The organism is Aeromonas sp. R5-1 (genome assembly GCF_040908265.1).
Taxonomy (GTDB): Bacteria; Pseudomonadota; Gammaproteobacteria; order Enterobacterales; family Aeromonadaceae; genus Aeromonas; species Aeromonas caviae.
This window is the reverse complement of the sequence record NZ_JBFODJ010000125.1, coordinates 89,176-104,152: the sequence shown is the minus strand read 5'-3', so window position 1 is coordinate 104,152 and position 14,977 is coordinate 89,176. Positions and strand designations below refer to the sequence as shown.

Below are 14,977 nucleotides of genomic sequence, written 5' to 3'. Positions count from 1 at the left end.
ATGAATGACGCGCTGGCCCGCTTTGTCATCCTCTACCTGCAACTGGACAAGCATCAGTTGCACCGCTTGCCGGAGATCTATGCCGATGAGGTGCTCTTCATCGATCCTGCGCACCGGATAGAGGGGCTAGCCGCGCTCACCCGCTACTTTTCCTCCCTTTATGAGCGCCTTGCCCAGTGCAGTTTCGAGATAACGAGTCAGCAGCAGTCGGGCAACGAAGCCTGGCTCGCTTGGGTCATGACCTTCTCCCACCCCAGGATTGCCGGTGGTCGGGCCGTCAGGGTCGAGGGGGCCACCCGGCTGACGTTCGACTCCTGGGGCAAGGTGTGCCTGCACCGGGACTACTTCGATCTCGGGGCCATGCTCTACGAGCAGTTGCCACTGCTGGGGCCCGTGGTACGGGCCATCAAGGGGAGGCTGGGGACATGAGTGGCCGGGTGCTGATCACCGGGGCCACCTCGGGCATCGGCCGCCAGCTGGCGCTGGATTATCGGCGCGCCGGCTGGCAGGTGTGGGGTTGTGGCCGGGACGAGGTGCGCTTGCAGGCACTGGCCGACCTGGGGATCACCCCTTTGCGATTCGATGCGCGCGACAGCGCCGCCATGGCCGGGGTGGCCGCAAGCCTGCCCGCCCTCGACCTGCTCATTCTCAATGCGGGCAACTGTGAATACATGGATCCGGCAGAAGGCTTTGACGGCGCCCTGTTTGCCCGGGTCATCGAGACCAACCTCATTGCCACCGGCAACGCCCTGGCTGCCTTGCTGCCGCGGCTGGGGGCGGGTGGACGGCTTGCCATCGTCAGCTCCTCGGTGAGCTGGCTGCCCCTGCCACGGGCGGAGGCCTATGGCGCCTCCAAGGCGGCCCTCGATTATCTGGCGGATACGTTGCGCCTGGATCTGGCCAGCAAGGGCATCGGGGTGACCCTGATCCGCCCGGGCTTCGTGCAGACGCCGCTCACCGACAAGAATGATTTTCCCATGCCCTGCCTGGTGACGGTGGAAGAGGCTTCCCGCGCCATCATGACGGGGCTTGCCGCCGGTCGCCACCAGATCCACTTTCCCCGTCGCTTCATCTGGCTGCTGCGCCTGCTCGGCGCCCTGCCGACAGGGCTCTGGCTGCGCCTTGGCCGCACACTCGTTTCGAAAGGACGCCCTTCATGAAGAAAAAGATCGCCATCGTCGGCTCCGGTATCTCCGGTCTCACCGCCGGTTTTCTGCTCCACAAGCTGCATGACATCACCCTGTTCGAGGCGGCGCCGACCCTGGGAGGCCACACCGCCACCGTGGAGGTGGAACAGGCTGGGCGCCACTATGCCATCGACACCGGCTTCATCGTCTTCAATGACCGCACCTATCCCAACTTCCTCAAATTGCTGGAGCGCATCGGGGTGGGGCGCCAACCCGCCGAGATGAGCTTCTCGGTCAAGAGTCCCGAGGGGATGGAGTACAACGGCCACAACCTCGATACCCTGTTCGCCCGGCGCCGCAATCTGCTGAGCCCGCGCTTCTATCGCTTCGTCGCCGAGATCCTGCGCTTCAACCGGGAGGCGCGGGCCTGGCTGGCCGCGCATCGCCAGCGGGAGCTGACCCCCGAGCTGACCCTGGGGGACTTCCTGCTGGCGGGGAAATTCAGCGACTATTTCGCCCGCCACTACATCCTGCCCATGGGAGCGGCCATCTGGTCCTCCACCCTGGCGGACATGCGTGCCTTCCCCTTGAGCTTCTTCCTGCGGTTTTTCGCCAACCACGGGCTGCTGGAGGTGGCGAACCGGCCCCAGTGGTATGTGATCCCGGGTGGCTCGCGAGAGTACATAGGGCCGCTCACGGCGGGCTGGCAGTCGCGCATCCGCCTCGCTACCCCGGTGGAGGCGGTGCGCCGGGTGGCGGATGGCGTCGTGGTCACCAGCCAGGGGCAGGAGGCCCATTTTGACGAGGTGATCTTCGCCTGCCACAGCGATCAGGCCCTGGCCCTGCTGGCAGATGCGAGCGATGGAGAGAGGGCCATCCTCGGGAACATGCCCTATCAGGCCAACGACGTCTGGCTGCACACCGACGCCTCCTGCCTGCCGATGCGCCGCAAGGCGTGGGCGAGCTGGAACTACCAGCTCGGTGAGGATGACGGGGCGCGCCCCCTGGTGAGCTACAACATGAACATCCTGCAGGGGGTGAGCTCCCCCGCGCCCTTCTGCGTCAGCCTCAATCCCCGTGGACGGGTGGACGAGAGCAAGGTGTTGCGCCGTTTCGTCTATCATCATCCGGTATTCAATCAGGGCTCCATCGCCGCCCAGCAGCGACGGGGCGAGATCTGTGGCCATCAGCATACCCACTTCTGCGGGGCTTACTGGTACAACGGTTTTCACGAGGACGGGGTGCGCAGCGCCCTGGACGTGGCCAGACGCTTCGGGGCCGAGCTATGAGCGGCGCCGCAGCCTTGACGCAAGGGGACGAGGGAATGGGGGAGGGGATCAGCGCCATCTGGCAAGGCTCGGTGCGCCACCGCCGCTTCGCCCCCAGGGCCCACGCTTTTTCATACAGCCTCTTCATGCTGGGGCTGGATCTGGACGAACTGCCCGGGCTTGAGCAGGGGCGCTGGTTTGCCGTGGAGCGGGCCGGACTGCTCTCGTTTCGCCGCGAGGACTATCTGCGGGGCAGCGAAGGGCCCCTCAAGCAGGCGGTCTGGGACAAGGTGGCGGCCCTTGGGGGGGATGCGGAGCCCGGCGGGCGGGTGCTGCTCCTTGGCAACGTGCGCTGCCTCGGGTTTTATTTCAGCCCGGTTAATTTCTATTTCTGCGATCGGGCGGGGGAGACCCGCTACCTGCTGGCTGAGGTCTCCAATACCCCCTGGAACGAGCGTCACTACTACCTGCTGGATCTGGCGGCGCTCTCCCCCCATGACAAGGATTTTCATGTCTCCCCCTTCATGGGGCTGGGGATGCGCTACCACTGGCGCATCCGGGCGCCGAAAGAGGAGGCGCTGATCCATATCGAGAGCCACCCCGTATCCGGTGAGAGCAAGCTGTTTGACGCCACCCTGGCCCTGCGCCGCGCGCCGCTGTCGCGCAAGGGGCTGGCGGCGCTGCTGGCTCGCTGGCCCTGGATGACCCTGAAGGTGCTGCTCGGGATCTACTGGCAGGCCCTGCGCCTTTTTATCAAACGCACCCCCATCTTCACCCATCCGGAGAGCCGCCCGTGACGCTGACACACCCGTTTAACTCCGCTTCCTGGTGTTGTCAGCAGCTCATGGTGCGGGTTCATCCCAACCGAACGACCCCACTCTTGACCCATTCGGAGAGCTGCTAATGGAACTTGCTCAATCAACCCTCTCTGCCTCTTTCATCGACAAGGGGGCCAAGCAACTGCTGCTCAAATTGCTGGCGCGCCTTGAGCAGGGCCAGCTGGTGCTCCACGACGGCAGCGAGTGCCACCGTTTCGGCAAGGCGGGCAGCGACCTGCATGCCGAGCTGGTGGTGCAGGATCCGGCGTTTTATCGCCGCCTGCTGCTGGGAGGGAGCATCGCCGCAGGAGAGACCTGGGTGGAGGGTCTCTGGACCAGCCCGGAGCCGGTGGCACTGGTGCGCTTGCTAGCCCGCAATCTGCCGCTGCTCGACGCCCTGGAACGGCGCCTCGGCTGGCTCAGCTTCCCGTTCAACAAGGTGCGCCACTGGTTCAATCGCAATACCCTGACCGGTTCGCGCGCCAACATCGCCGCCCACTATGACCTTGGCAACACCCTCTATCAGGGCTTTCTCGACGATCACATGCAGTATTCGAGCGCCATCTATCCCCACCCGGATGCCACCCTGGAGGAGGGGCAGCAGGCCAAGCTGCGCACCATCTGTGAGCGGCTTGAGCTTGGGCCGGATGACCACCTGCTGGAGATAGGCACCGGCTGGGGCGGTCTCGCCGTCTATGCGGCCCGTCACTACGGCTGCCGGGTCACCACCACTACCATCTCCCGGGCCCAGCACGACTATGCCAAGGCGTGGATCGAGCGGGAGGGGCTGGGGGATCGCATCACCTTGCTGCTGGAGGATTACCGCAAGCTGGAGGGACGCTATGACAAGCTGGTCTCCATCGAGATGATCGAGGCGGTGGGGCACGCCTTCCTGCCAGACTATTTCCGCCAGTTGTCGCGCCTGCTCAAGCCCGGCGGACGCCTGCTGATCCAGGCCATCACCATCGCCGATCAGCGTCACGCCCAGTATCTGCGCGGGGTGGACTTCATCCAGCGCTACATCTTCCCGGGAGGCTGCCTGCCCTGCGTCTCCCAGATGGCGGGTCTGCTGGCGCGGGAGACCGACATGCAGCTGGTACGGCTGCACGATCACGGCCACCACTATGCCCGTACCCTGGCCCACTGGTGCGAACGCTTCCTGGCGCTGGCCCCGGAGCTGCCCAAGCTCGGTTACAGCCAGGATTTCATCCGGCTCTGGCACTTCTATTTCGCCTACTGTGAAGGGGGATTCTGGGAGCGGGCCATCAGCCTGGTGCAACTGGAGGCTGCCAAGCCGGGGCCCCATGGCTGGTCCGGGGACTTGCCGGCAAGCGGTCGCTGATCATGTGGCAGTGGGCCCACCTGCTGGGATTCAATCTCTACTGGTTGCTGGCGGTGACATGGCAGCAACCGGGCCCGCTGCTCGGGATGCTGCTGCTCCATTTCATCTTCTCCCCCCGCCGTGGGCAGGACTGGCGCCTCATCCCGATCGCCCTGGCAGGCTGCCTGCTCGACATCCTGCTCTGGCGCCTCGGCCTGTTTCACTTTCCGTCCGGTTTTCCGCTCTGGCTGTTGCTGCTTTGGTGCGGTTTCGCCCTGACCCTCTCCCACGGCCTTCGCTGGCTTCGCCTCTTGCCGCGCTGGCAACAGGGGCTGTTCGGCATGGTGGGGGGCGCCTCCTCCTATATGGCGGGGGCCGCCATGGGGGCAGTAAACTTACCCTGGGGCATCTGGACAAGCGCAGTGCTGCTGGCGGTGATCTGGATGTGGTGGTTACCCGTACTCCTGTGGGTAACGGTCAAGCTGGAGGGTGAGACGAGATGAACACCTTTTCGACCGACACCTTGTTGTTTTCCAAGTGGACCAGGGATGGCCAGTGCGAGCTGGCCGAGCGTTTCTACCTGGTGGTGGCCTGCCAGCGCGATGCCCAGGGGCATCTGGCGAGCGTGGTGATGCAGGATATCAACACCCTGCAGGAACAGGAGATGGACTGGCATGAACTGGAGGATCCCGCCCGTTGGCACATGGGGTGGAACTAGCCTGCTGCTGGCGGCCTTGAGCCTGCCACTGCTTGCGACCGCCCAGAGTGTTGCCGCCCCCTGGCAGGGGCTGCGAACCGTGGGACAGGGGGAGATGCGCTGGCTCTGGTTCAAGATCTATGACGCCACCCTCTACAGCGAGAGCGGTCGCTATCAGCCGGGGCGCTACCCGCAGGCCCTCAGCATTACCTACGCGAGGGCCATCGAGCGCCAGGATCTGCTGGAGGCGACCGCCGCCGAGTGGCAGCGGCTCGGCCTTGGTAGCGAGAGTGAGCGCCAACGCTGGCTGGCTCGACTGGCCACGCTCTGGCCGGATGTCGCCCCCGGCGACAAGCTGGTTTTTTATGTGGACGAGCAAGGCACGGGCCACTTCTGGTTGCGAGATCGCCTCCTTGGCTCTCTTGATGATCCCGCCTTCGCCCCCGCGTTTCTTGCTATCTGGCTGACTGACGACAGCCGGGATCCCGCTCTGACCCGCCGTCTGCGCGGCCAATCCTGATGGAGTATTCCATGAAGTTCTCTTCCTGGTGGCGTCTTGCCTGGTTGCTGCCCCTGCTGTGGCTCTCTGGTTGCGGCGCGGGTCTTGACGATTATCGCGGCTCCCGGCCGGGCTGGGATCTCGCCCGTTTCTTCAATGGCAAGCTGGTGGCCCACGGCCTGGTGACGGACCGCAGCGGCGAAGTGACCAGTCGCTTTCGGGTCGAGATGCAGGGGCACTGGCGAGAGGGCAAGGGGGAGCTGTTCGAGCAGTTTTACTTCGATGATGGCCGTCGGCAGACCCGCACCTGGTTTTTGAGCAAGGGGGCGGATGGCCACTGGCGCGGCACGGCTTCAGACGTGGTGGGGGAGGCGGTAGGCAAGACAGAGGGCTTTGCCCTCAACTGGCGTTATCAACTCGATCTGGCACTGCCGGATGAGAGCGTGGTGAGGGTGAGCTTTGATGACTGGATGTATCTGCTGGACGACGATCGCCTGATCAACCGCGCGAAGATCAGCAAGTTCGGCATTCACCTCGGCGAGGTGATCCTCTATATCGAACGGCTTGAGCAATGAAAGCCGTTGCATTTTTGCCGACGATAGCCATTGGCTATGGATCGGCAAGGCACAGACGATTGTCCTTTGAGTCTGCTTCTGGATAAGCTGACTCCGTTCCCGATAATGCTTACCACCTGGAGGTGAATCATGAAGAGCCCCATTGGTCTTGATACCGTTCAATCACAAGCTCTGGCCGCCGAGCTCAACAAGCTGCTGGCCAGCTACCAGATCCTCTACATGAACGTCCGTGGCTTCCACTGGAACATCCGCGGCAACCAGTTCTTCGAGCTGCACCTGAAATTCGAAGAGATCTACAACGACCTGCTGCTGAAAGTCGATGCCCTGGCCGAGCGCATCCTGACCCTGGATGGCGTGCCCCTGCACAGCTTCAGCGACTACATCCAGGTGTCCGCCATCCCCGAGCAGAAGGGGCTGCATGACGGTCGTGCCTGCGTGGAATCCCTGCTGGCGAGCTTCCGCGAACTGCTGGTTGCCCAGCGCCGCATCCTGGGTCAGGCCGCCGATGCCGGTGATGAAGGGACTGCATCCATCCTCTCCGACTATGTGCAGCAGCAGGAAAAACTGGTCTGGATGCTGCGCGCCTATCTGGCCTGATGAACCTGGGGCCGGCTGCCCATGCTCCGGCCCGTATCATTGCCCCTGTTGTTGCACACCCGAGTTGTCTCTCCTTGATTTCCCACCCGCTTGCCGCCCGATTTGGGCGGCTTTTTTCTATTTGATCTGCATCAATGAAATGTTAATTGGTAAATTGAATGCCTATTAAGTTTTCCAGGAGGGGAATAGAATCGCCACAAAACAGATAACTGAAATGTCCAATTAGGAGAGACATGATGTTTTGTGTGCAATGTGAACAGACTATTCGTACCCCGGCAGGCAATGGCTGCGCCTATGCACAAGGCATGTGCGGCAAGACGGCGGAAACTTCCGACCTGCAAGATGTGCTGATCTATACCCTGCAAGGGCTCAGCGCCTGGGCCCTGGCGGCCCGCGAGCACGGCATCGTCGACAGCGAAATAGACGCTTTCGTGCCCAAGGCGTTCTTTGCCACCCTCACCAACGTCAACTTCGACTCCGCTCGCATCGTCGCCTACGTCAACCAGGCGCTGGCCTATCGCCAGCAACTGGCCGCCAAGCTGGCACCGCTGGCGGTGCAGGCCGACACACTGCCCGCCGCGGCCAGCTTCGAGCCGGGTGCCGATCTGCTGGCCCAGCTTGCCCAGGCGCCGCAGACCGCGGTCAACCGGGGCAAGAACGAGGTCAACGAAGACATCATGGGGCTGCGCCTGCTCTGCCTCTACGGCCTCAAGGGTGCCGCCGCCTACATGGAGCACGCCCGGGTGCTGGATCAGCAGGATGCCGGGGTAGCCGCCGAATTCCATCGCATCATGAGCTGGCTCGGTACGGATCCCTGCGATCTGGATCCGCTGTTCAAGTGCGCCATGGAGATTGGCCTGCTCAACTTCAAGATCATGGAGATGCTGGATCTCGGTGAAACCACCGCCTTCGGCCACCCCGAGCCGACCCAGGTTCGCGTCACTCCGGTTCCGGGCAAGTGCATCCTGGTCTCCGGTCACGACATGGTGGATCTCAAGCTCATCCTGGAGCAGACCAGGGGCACTGGCATCAAGGTCTACACCCACGGCGAGATGCTGCCGGCCCTGGCCTACCCCTTCTTCAAGCAGTACCCGCACCTGGTGGGTAACTATGGCTCCGCCTGGCAGAACCAGCAGAAGGAGTTTGCCAACTTCCCGGGTGCCGTGGTGATGACCTCCAACTGCATCATCGACCCGAACGTGGGCAACTACAGCGATCGCATCTTCACTCGCTCCATCGTCGGCTGGCCGGGCGTGACTCATCTGGAAGGGGAAGATTTCTCTGCCGTTATCGCCAAGGCACAAGCGCTGGAAGGCTTCAAGCACGTTGAGCTCGAGCACTTCATCACCATCGGTTTTGCCCGCAACGCCCTGATGCAGGCCGCTCCCGCAGTGATCGACAAGGTCAAGGCTGGCGAAATCAGCCACTTCTTCCTGGTGGGGGGATGTGACGGTGACCGTGCCGAGCGCGCCTACTACACCGAGTTTGCCAAGGCGATCCCGCAGGACAGCCTGCTGCTGACCCTGGGCTGCGGCAAGTACAAGTTCAACAAGCTCGATTTCGGCGACATCGGCGGTATTCCGCGCCTGCTGGACGTGGGTCAGTGCAATGATGCCTACTCCGCCATCCAGCTGGCCCTGGCGCTCGCCGACGCGTTCGAGTGCGGCGTCAACGATCTGCCCCTGACCCTGGTGCTCTCCTGGTTCGAGCAAAAAGCCATCGTCATTTTGCTCACCCTGCTGGCGCTCGGTGTGAAGGACATCCGCACCGGCCCGACCGCCCCGGCCTTCCTCACCCCGGCCCTGCTCAAGGTGCTGGAGGAGCAGTTCGGCCTGAAAGGAACCACCACGGCAGACGCGGATCTCGCCGAGATCCTGGCGGCCTGAGCAAAGATACAGCCTTACACGCTCAGCATGTTGTAAGCCTTTGGCGAGCCTGATGGCTCGCCTTTTTTCAACGCTATTTCCGAGCAAGAGGAGCCTTGCGATGACCTCCACCTCTTTGAGCCTGCGCTGTATAGCCCGCCGGGCAGAGACCCACGACGTGGCGAGCTGGCAATTTGAACCCCTGGCTGGCGACCTGCCCTCCGTGCTGGCTGGCCAGTGCGTCACCCTGCACACGATGATTGACGGCCAGCCCCACTGCCGCGCCTACACCCTCTCCTCCAGCCCGCAGGATCCTTTCTGGCAGGTCACCATCAAGGATGTGGGGCTGGTCTCTCACCATCTGCACCAGAGCCTGCAAGTGGGGGACGAGATCCGGGTAGACGGCCCCTTCGGCGATTTCCACCTGACCGCGCTCCCCTGCGAGCGGCCGCTGCTGCTCAGCGCCGGCTCCGGCATCACCCCCATGTGGGCCATGCTGCGGGACGAGCTCGCCAAGCGACCGGACGCCGATATCCGCTTTATTCACAGCGCCAGAACCCCCGGGGATGTGATCTTCGCAAGGGAACTGGCTTCACTGGCCGAGGCTCATGCCGGTGTGCGCCATGCTTTAGTGCTGGAGAAAGTTGGGGAAGAGGCGCCAACGGCTCATCCCTGGGTTGGCCGGCTCACACCGGGGATGCTCAAGGAATTGGCGCCGGATCTCTTGAGCCGCCATGTCTATCTGTGCGGGCCAGCCCCCTATATGGCGGTGGTGAGCGAGATGCTGGCCGGGCTCGGGCTGCCCCCCGAGCAGTTGCACCAGGAGTCGTTCGGCCTGCCTGCTGGAACATCGAGTGCGGCGCCAGTTGCGGCCGATAGCGACCACTTCTGGCTGACCCTCAAAAAGAGCGGCAAGAAAGTGAAGATACTGCCTGGCCAGACCCTGCTGGCGGCACTGGAGGGGGCGGGGGAGACCATGATGGCCGCTTGCCGCGCCGGGGTGTGCGGCGCCTGTCGCTGCACCACGGAAGGCGAAATCGAGCGCCAGAGCGTGATGACCCTGAGCGCGCAGGACCTCGAGAACGGGGTGGCGCTGGCCTGTTCCTGCACCGCCAGAGGGGATGTGAGCCTGGAGTACTGACGGGCGTCATTGGTATCCCGAGCTTTTCCCGGGCGGGTCGTGCGGGTAGACTCAACCCCAGTTTCAGCAAAGTACGGGATAAAAAATGACAATTCTGGTGACGGGGGGAGCCGGTTACATCGGTTCCCACACCCTGGTCGAGCTGCTTGGTACCGGGCAGCAGGTCGTAGTACTGGACAACCTCTCCAACGCTTCCCCCGAATCGCTCAAGCGGGTCGAGCGGATCACCGGCAAGCCGGTCACCTTCGTGGAAGGGGATATTCTGGACAGAGCCTGCCTGCAGCGGCTGTTTGCCGAGCACAGGATAGCATCCGTGATCCACTTCGCCGGCCTCAAGGCGGTGGGGGAATCCGGCCAGATCCCGCTCACCTACTATCAGAACAACGTGACCGGCACCCTGGTGCTGTGCGAAGAGATGGCCAGGGCCGGCGTGTTTCGGCTGGTGTTCAGCTCCTCGGCCACCGTCTATGGGGATCCGGCCTCGGTACCCCTGCGGGAAGATTTTCCCACCAGCGCCACCAACCCCTATGGCCGCTCCAAGCTGATGGTCGAAGAGATCCTGCGTGACCTCTCCAAATCCGATCCCCGCTGGGCCATCGTGCTGCTGCGCTACTTCAACCCGGTGGGGGCTCACGAGAGCGGCCTCATCGGTGAAGATCCCAACGGCATCCCCAACAACCTGCTGCCTTACATCAGTCAGGTCGGCGTGGGCAAGCTCAAGGAGCTGGGGGTCTTTGGCAACGACTATCCGACCCCGGACGGCACCGGGGTGCGAGACTATATCCACGTGGTGGATCTCGCCATCGGTCACCTCAAAGCGTTGGCCCGCATCAAGAGTGATACCGGCGTCTTCACCTATAACCTCGGCACCGGTCAGGGCTATTCCGTGCTGGAGATGGTCAAGGCGTTCGAGGCAGCCAGTGGCCGTGCCATTCCCTACCAGATCAAGCCCCGTCGTCCCGGTGACATCGCCGAGTGCTGGGCTGAACCGGCTCTGGCCCGTGACGAGCTGGGCTGGCAGGCTGAGCGGGGTCTGGAGCAGATGATGATCGATACTTGGCGCTGGCAAAGCCAGAACCCGAACGGTTATGGCCCTGCTGCGAAGCCGTGATCACTGGTCATGGGCTGCTCGGGAACCTCATTTATTCATATAGACTCGGGTCTCTGCACTGCTCTTCGCCTTGCTGACAGCTTCTCGCGACGACCCATCAGGCCTGATGGTTTGCAGCCTGAATAGCAAAACGCCCCGGCATGCCGGGGCGTTTTTTCATGAACAACGCGTGGGTTACTGAATGCTCTTGCCGGCGCGGACATCCTTGATGATGGCCTTGAGGCTGGCCAGATCCCGCGGTGCGCCGCGCAGGATCTGATCGCCGATGATGAAGGCCGGGGTGCCGGAAATAGCCATGGCTTCGGCCAGCGCCCGGTTGGTACCCAGATTCTGATCGATGCTGCCGTCCTTGATCTTCGCCTCGACCTTGCTCCAGTCCACGCCGGCGGCTCTGGCGATGTCTTTCACCTGGGCTTCGTCGGAGAGGGGCCCCTGATGGGCGTACAGCTTGTCGTGGAAGGTCTGGTATTTGTCGGGCTGGCCGAGCTTCACCGCCAGCGCCGCGCGGGCGGCGTAGTAGGAGGTTTCGCTCAGGATGGGGAACTGCTTGTAGATGTAGCGGATCTCCTTGTCCTCAGAGAGCAGTTGCTGAATGAGAGGATGAGCGCGCTTGCAGTAGCCGCAGTTGTAGTCGAAGAACTCCACCACCGTCAGGCTGCCCTTGGGATTGCCGCTCTCGGGATCCTGGTTGGCGAAGAGCTGCTTGGCATGGGCTTCTATCAGCGTCTTGTCGTTCTCGGCCTGCTGGCTCTCCTGCTTGGCACGCAGGGCGTTGGACATCTCGACCAGGATCTCCGGATTCTTGACCAGATAGTCGCGCACGATCTGCTCGACATCGCTCTTGGTCAGCTCGCTCGCCTGCACGGGCGCCGCAAGCAGGGTCGCGCCGGTCAGGGCGGCGAACAGGGCATGTTTGATTCTCATAAGTCCATCTTGCTGGGGATGTGGTAGTGGCCCCTATAGTGGGTGAGTCTGTTTTCAAGTCAAGCCATACGCTTGAAAAAGCACGGTTTGTAGCGGTTTTGCCGGTTTTGTGCGCCAGATAGCCCAATAAATGGGCAAACAAACGGAGTGGGGATTTACAAGGGCTGGGGGCATGGGTAATATGCGTCGCACTGCTGCGGAGGGGTGGCAGAGCGGCTGAATGCACCGGTCTTGAAAACCGGCGATGGGCGACCATCCGTGGGTTCAAATCCCACCTCCTCCGCCATCTATATAGCCCAACTGATTTATTCAGTTGGGCTTTTTTGTGTCTTCGGTTTTGGGTATGCCACCGTGTGCCCGGATTTAGTTGACCATCGCGATCACTCCCAGGGCGTCACATTGGCGTACTTGTATTTGGCGTAGACGGGCTGGCCGTTGTAGGAGCTGGGCGGGAAGCTCGGGTTGGCGCTGATCCAGTTATTCACAAACGTCTGCATCCAGCTGGTGACGGGGCGGCTCTCGCGGCGCACGCTCACCCATTTGTTCTGGGTACGGCTGAAGACCTGCCAGGTGACTCCCGCCTCGTCGATGTTGAAGGCGTAGCGCTCCATGTTCCAGATGGAGATACCGTACTTGCCCAGGTCGATGTCCTGGGGATACTGACGCCCCTGGATCCAGACGTTGGTATGGAGCAGGTTGGTGCCCCCCATCAGCTCGATGTCGACTTCATAGTGAGAGCTGGTGCCTGCATCTCCGGTATAGGTAAAGAAGGAGCTGATGGTGCCGGGCACCGATCCTGCCTGCATCTGCACCTCATAACGACCCTTGCGGGTGTAGTTGTAGGTTCGCAGCTCAGCACAGCTCTTGTTCCCTTTGTCGGATTTCGCATGGAGGATGGCCGTGCCGGACTCCATCCAGACGTTGGCGGCGCGCCAGGTGCAGTCGAATTCTGACCCGCCATTGCGCCAACCATCAGAGACCTGCCAATCCTGATTGCTCCACCACCATGCCGATGCCTGAGTGGAATATAATCCTCCCGCCATCAGCAATACTGACATCAGTCCAAGTTTACGCATATTATCCACATTCCTGTGTGTTTATTAATGAGTGTTTTATTGATGACTACAAGCAGCATCAGAATAGCCATAAACAGATATTGAAACTTATACTGGTATCGCGTCATGACAGTTTCATACTTTTGAAATTGCCTGAAAAAGGTATGAAAGACATGACGGCTGGCTGGTATAACCAGAATAAAAAAAGCCACCGTATATAACGGTGGCAAAAGCACGGACTCCCGATCCGATGAGTTAAAATCAGCTGGCTTGGCGGCGATAGATCTCGACCAGTTCGGTGGCCAGTTCGCGGCACAGAATGGAGGTCATCAGGTGATCCTGGGCATGTACCATGACCAGTGTCATCTTGGTCTTGCCTTCGCCCTCATCGGCTTCAATCAGTTTGGTTTGTACGGCATGGGCAGCCTTCCCCGCGTCGGTGGCCTGGAGCAGCAAGGCATCCGCTTCGCTGAACTGGCCAGCACGAGCCTGACGCAGGGCTTCGAAACAGAGACTGCGAGATTGGCCGGCATTGACGATGATGCCCATGACTGCTTCTTCAAGATCCATCATTTATGACTCCTTAAAATCCATTATTACGAGAGACGTTGGCGAACCATTCACCACTTTTCTTGACGGTGCGCTGCTGGCTTTCCAAATCAAGGCTGATGAATCCATAACGGTTCTTGTAGGCATTCATCCAGGACCAGTTGTCAATAAAGGTCCACAGGTGATAACCACGGCAATGACTTCCTTCGGCAATGGCGGTATGAATCCACTGGAGGTGGCCGCGAATGAAGTCGATACGATAATCGTCTTTTACCTGACCATCTTCACCAATGAATCTGTGCTCCCCTTCGACACCCATACCATTTTCGGAGATATAGCTTGGGATATTTCCATAGTTGTCGCGCAGGTTGATCAATATGTCATAAATACCGCGCTCATATATTTCCCAGCCGCGATAAGGGTTCATTATGCGGCCTGGCATCTCGTAATTCTCGAAGAACCAGTCAGGCAGGAAAGGGGAGTCCGGGTTGATGGCCGTCATGCGTGCCTTCACTCGCCGCGGCTGGTAGTAGTTGATGCCGAGCAGATCGATCTTGCCGGCGGCCAGCAGTTGGCAGTCGCCGCTTTGCACCACGGGCATCTGATCGTGCTCGCGCAGGATATCGATCAGCTCCTGGGGATAAACCCCCTTCACCGCAGGATCGAGGAAGGCGCGGTTGAAGAACAGGTCGGCAATGAACGAGGCCTTCAAGTCTGCCGGGTTTGAAGAGCGCGGATAGGAGGGGGTCAGGTTCAGGACGATGCCGATCTGGCCGGGCAGGGAGAGTGTGCGATAACGCTTCACCGCCAGACTGTGGGCCAGCATCATGTGATAGGCCACCTGGGCTGCCCGTTTGAAGTCCATCTGGTTCGGGTAATGGAAGTCATACAGATACCCTCCTTCCACTACCACAACGGGTTCATTGAAGGTCATCCAGCAGGCGACGCGATCACCGAACAGTTTGAAGCAGAGCGCTGCGTACTCGGCATAAGCCGCCACGGTTTCGCGGCTCTCCCAGCCTCCCTGCTCCTGCCAGTACATCGGCATGTCGAAGTGGAACAGGCCGATGAAGGGTTTGATCCCCTTGGCCAGCAGCTCATCGATAACCTTGTTGTAGAAGTCTACGGCCTCCTGGTTGACGGTGTGGCCATCCGGCAGCAACCGGGCCCAGGAGATGGATGTGCGGAAGCTGTTGTGGCCAATCTGTTCCATCAATGCGATGTCTTCACGATAACGATCGTAGAAGGTGGAGGTGTTGGCCGGGCCAACCTGACCATGGAAACGGTGTGGCTCCGTCTCGAACCAGTGATCCCAGATGGTCGGTGCCTTGCCGCCCACATTGGCAGCTCCTTCCGATTGTGCGGCCGACGAGGCGCTACCCCACCAGAAGCCTTCGGGGAATGTATATTGCATTGCAGTTTCCTCTTGA

The 14,977-nt window shown here is 61.3% G+C and carries 17 protein-coding genes and 1 tRNA gene; 14 read left to right on the top strand and 4 right to left on the bottom strand.

Annotation, left to right across the window (positions count from 1 at the left end; translation table 11 throughout):
• From AB5Y64_RS17320 to galE, 13 genes are all read left to right on the top strand, one after another.
• Complete coding sequence (locus tag AB5Y64_RS17320) at positions 1 to 429, top strand: nuclear transport factor 2 family protein (protein ID WP_171865467.1); 429 nt, start codon at positions 1 to 3, stop codon at positions 427 to 429.
• A complete protein-coding gene (locus AB5Y64_RS17315) occupies positions 426 to 1,160 on the top strand; it encodes an SDR family NAD(P)-dependent oxidoreductase (protein ID WP_010673321.1) in 735 nt (244 codons plus the stop codon). The genes AB5Y64_RS17320 and AB5Y64_RS17315 overlap by 4 nt, the downstream gene beginning before the upstream one ends.
• Positions 1,157 to 2,416: an NAD(P)/FAD-dependent oxidoreductase gene (locus tag AB5Y64_RS17310; protein ID WP_109421948.1), complete on the top strand. Its 1,260-nt coding sequence runs from the start codon at positions 1,157 to 1,159 to the stop codon at positions 2,414 to 2,416. Before AB5Y64_RS17315 ends, AB5Y64_RS17310 begins: the two co-directional genes overlap by 4 nt.
• Complete coding sequence (locus AB5Y64_RS17305; protein WP_103244406.1) at positions 2,413 to 3,192, top strand: DUF1365 domain-containing protein; 780 nt, start codon at positions 2,413 to 2,415, stop codon at positions 3,190 to 3,192. The genes AB5Y64_RS17310 and AB5Y64_RS17305 overlap by 4 nt, the downstream gene beginning before the upstream one ends.
• Before the next feature lie 106 nt (positions 3,193 to 3,298).
• Positions 3,299 to 4,555, top strand: a complete 1,257-nt coding sequence (locus AB5Y64_RS17300) for a cyclopropane-fatty-acyl-phospholipid synthase family protein (RefSeq protein ID WP_010673324.1) — start codon at positions 3,299 to 3,301, stop codon at positions 4,553 to 4,555.
• A 2-nt stretch (positions 4,556 to 4,557) separates the two neighbouring features.
• Positions 4,558 to 5,037, top strand: a complete 480-nt coding sequence (locus AB5Y64_RS17295) for a DUF2878 domain-containing protein (protein ID WP_368204300.1) — start codon at positions 4,558 to 4,560, stop codon at positions 5,035 to 5,037.
• On the top strand, positions 5,034 to 5,252 hold the full coding sequence (locus AB5Y64_RS17290) for a TIGR02450 family Trp-rich protein (protein ID WP_010673326.1): 219 nt from the start codon (positions 5,034 to 5,036) through the stop codon (positions 5,250 to 5,252). The genes AB5Y64_RS17295 and AB5Y64_RS17290 overlap by 4 nt, the downstream gene beginning before the upstream one ends.
• A complete protein-coding gene (locus AB5Y64_RS17285; protein WP_162624617.1) occupies positions 5,209 to 5,751 on the top strand; it encodes a chalcone isomerase family protein in 543 nt (180 codons plus the stop codon). The genes AB5Y64_RS17290 and AB5Y64_RS17285 overlap by 44 nt, the downstream gene beginning before the upstream one ends.
• Positions 5,752 to 5,762: 11 nt before the next feature.
• Positions 5,763 to 6,305 (top strand): DUF3833 domain-containing protein, encoded by a 543-nt coding sequence (locus AB5Y64_RS17280; protein WP_080768134.1) that lies wholly within the window; start codon positions 5,763 to 5,765, stop codon positions 6,303 to 6,305.
• A gap of 129 nt (positions 6,306 to 6,434) precedes the next feature.
• The gene (locus AB5Y64_RS17275; RefSeq protein ID WP_010673329.1) at positions 6,435 to 6,902 is read left to right on the top strand and encodes a Dps family protein; all 468 of its coding nucleotides are present in this window, start codon (positions 6,435 to 6,437) and stop codon (positions 6,900 to 6,902) included.
• Positions 6,903 to 7,138: 236 nt separating this feature from the next.
• Complete coding sequence (hcp, locus tag AB5Y64_RS17270) at positions 7,139 to 8,788, top strand: hydroxylamine reductase (protein ID WP_319899587.1); 1,650 nt, start codon at positions 7,139 to 7,141, stop codon at positions 8,786 to 8,788.
• Positions 8,789 to 8,888: 100 nt separating this feature from the next.
• A complete protein-coding gene (locus tag AB5Y64_RS17265) occupies positions 8,889 to 9,908 on the top strand; it encodes a hybrid-cluster NAD(P)-dependent oxidoreductase (RefSeq protein ID WP_109421953.1) in 1,020 nt (339 codons plus the stop codon).
• 85 nt (positions 9,909 to 9,993) lie between these two features.
• Positions 9,994 to 11,019: a UDP-glucose 4-epimerase GalE gene (galE, locus tag AB5Y64_RS17260; protein WP_039041346.1), complete on the top strand. Its 1,026-nt coding sequence runs from the start codon at positions 9,994 to 9,996 to the stop codon at positions 11,017 to 11,019.
• A 174-nt stretch (positions 11,020 to 11,193) separates the two neighbouring features.
• On the opposite strand, the gene AB5Y64_RS17255 is transcribed toward galE, so the two are convergent.
• A complete protein-coding gene (locus tag AB5Y64_RS17255; RefSeq protein WP_103858963.1) occupies positions 11,194 to 11,943 on the bottom strand; it encodes a DsbA family protein in 750 nt (249 codons plus the stop codon).
• A gap of 198 nt (positions 11,944 to 12,141) precedes the next feature.
• On the opposite strand from AB5Y64_RS17255, the gene AB5Y64_RS17250 reads away from it, so the two are divergent.
• Positions 12,142 to 12,229: transfer RNA gene (locus AB5Y64_RS17250), tRNA-Ser, on the top strand.
• 94 nt (positions 12,230 to 12,323) lie between these two features.
• Here AB5Y64_RS17250 and AB5Y64_RS17245 read toward each other — a convergent pair.
• From AB5Y64_RS17245 to AB5Y64_RS17235, 3 genes are all read right to left on the bottom strand, one after another.
• The gene (locus AB5Y64_RS17245; RefSeq protein ID WP_080560416.1) at positions 12,324 to 13,019 is read right to left on the bottom strand and encodes a family 16 glycosylhydrolase; all 696 of its coding nucleotides are present in this window, start codon (positions 13,017 to 13,019) and stop codon (positions 12,324 to 12,326) included.
• A gap of 240 nt (positions 13,020 to 13,259) precedes the next feature.
• Positions 13,260 to 13,571 carry a PTS lactose/cellobiose transporter subunit IIA gene (locus AB5Y64_RS17240; protein ID WP_010673336.1) on the bottom strand — a complete coding sequence of 104 codons (312 nt, stop codon included), beginning with the start codon at positions 13,569 to 13,571 and terminating at the stop codon, positions 13,260 to 13,262.
• A 10-nt stretch (positions 13,572 to 13,581) separates the two neighbouring features.
• Positions 13,582 to 14,961 (bottom strand): glycoside hydrolase family 1 protein, encoded by a 1,380-nt coding sequence (locus AB5Y64_RS17235; protein ID WP_161469950.1) that lies wholly within the window; start codon positions 14,959 to 14,961, stop codon positions 13,582 to 13,584.
• Positions 14,962 to 14,977: the final 16 nt, after the last annotated feature.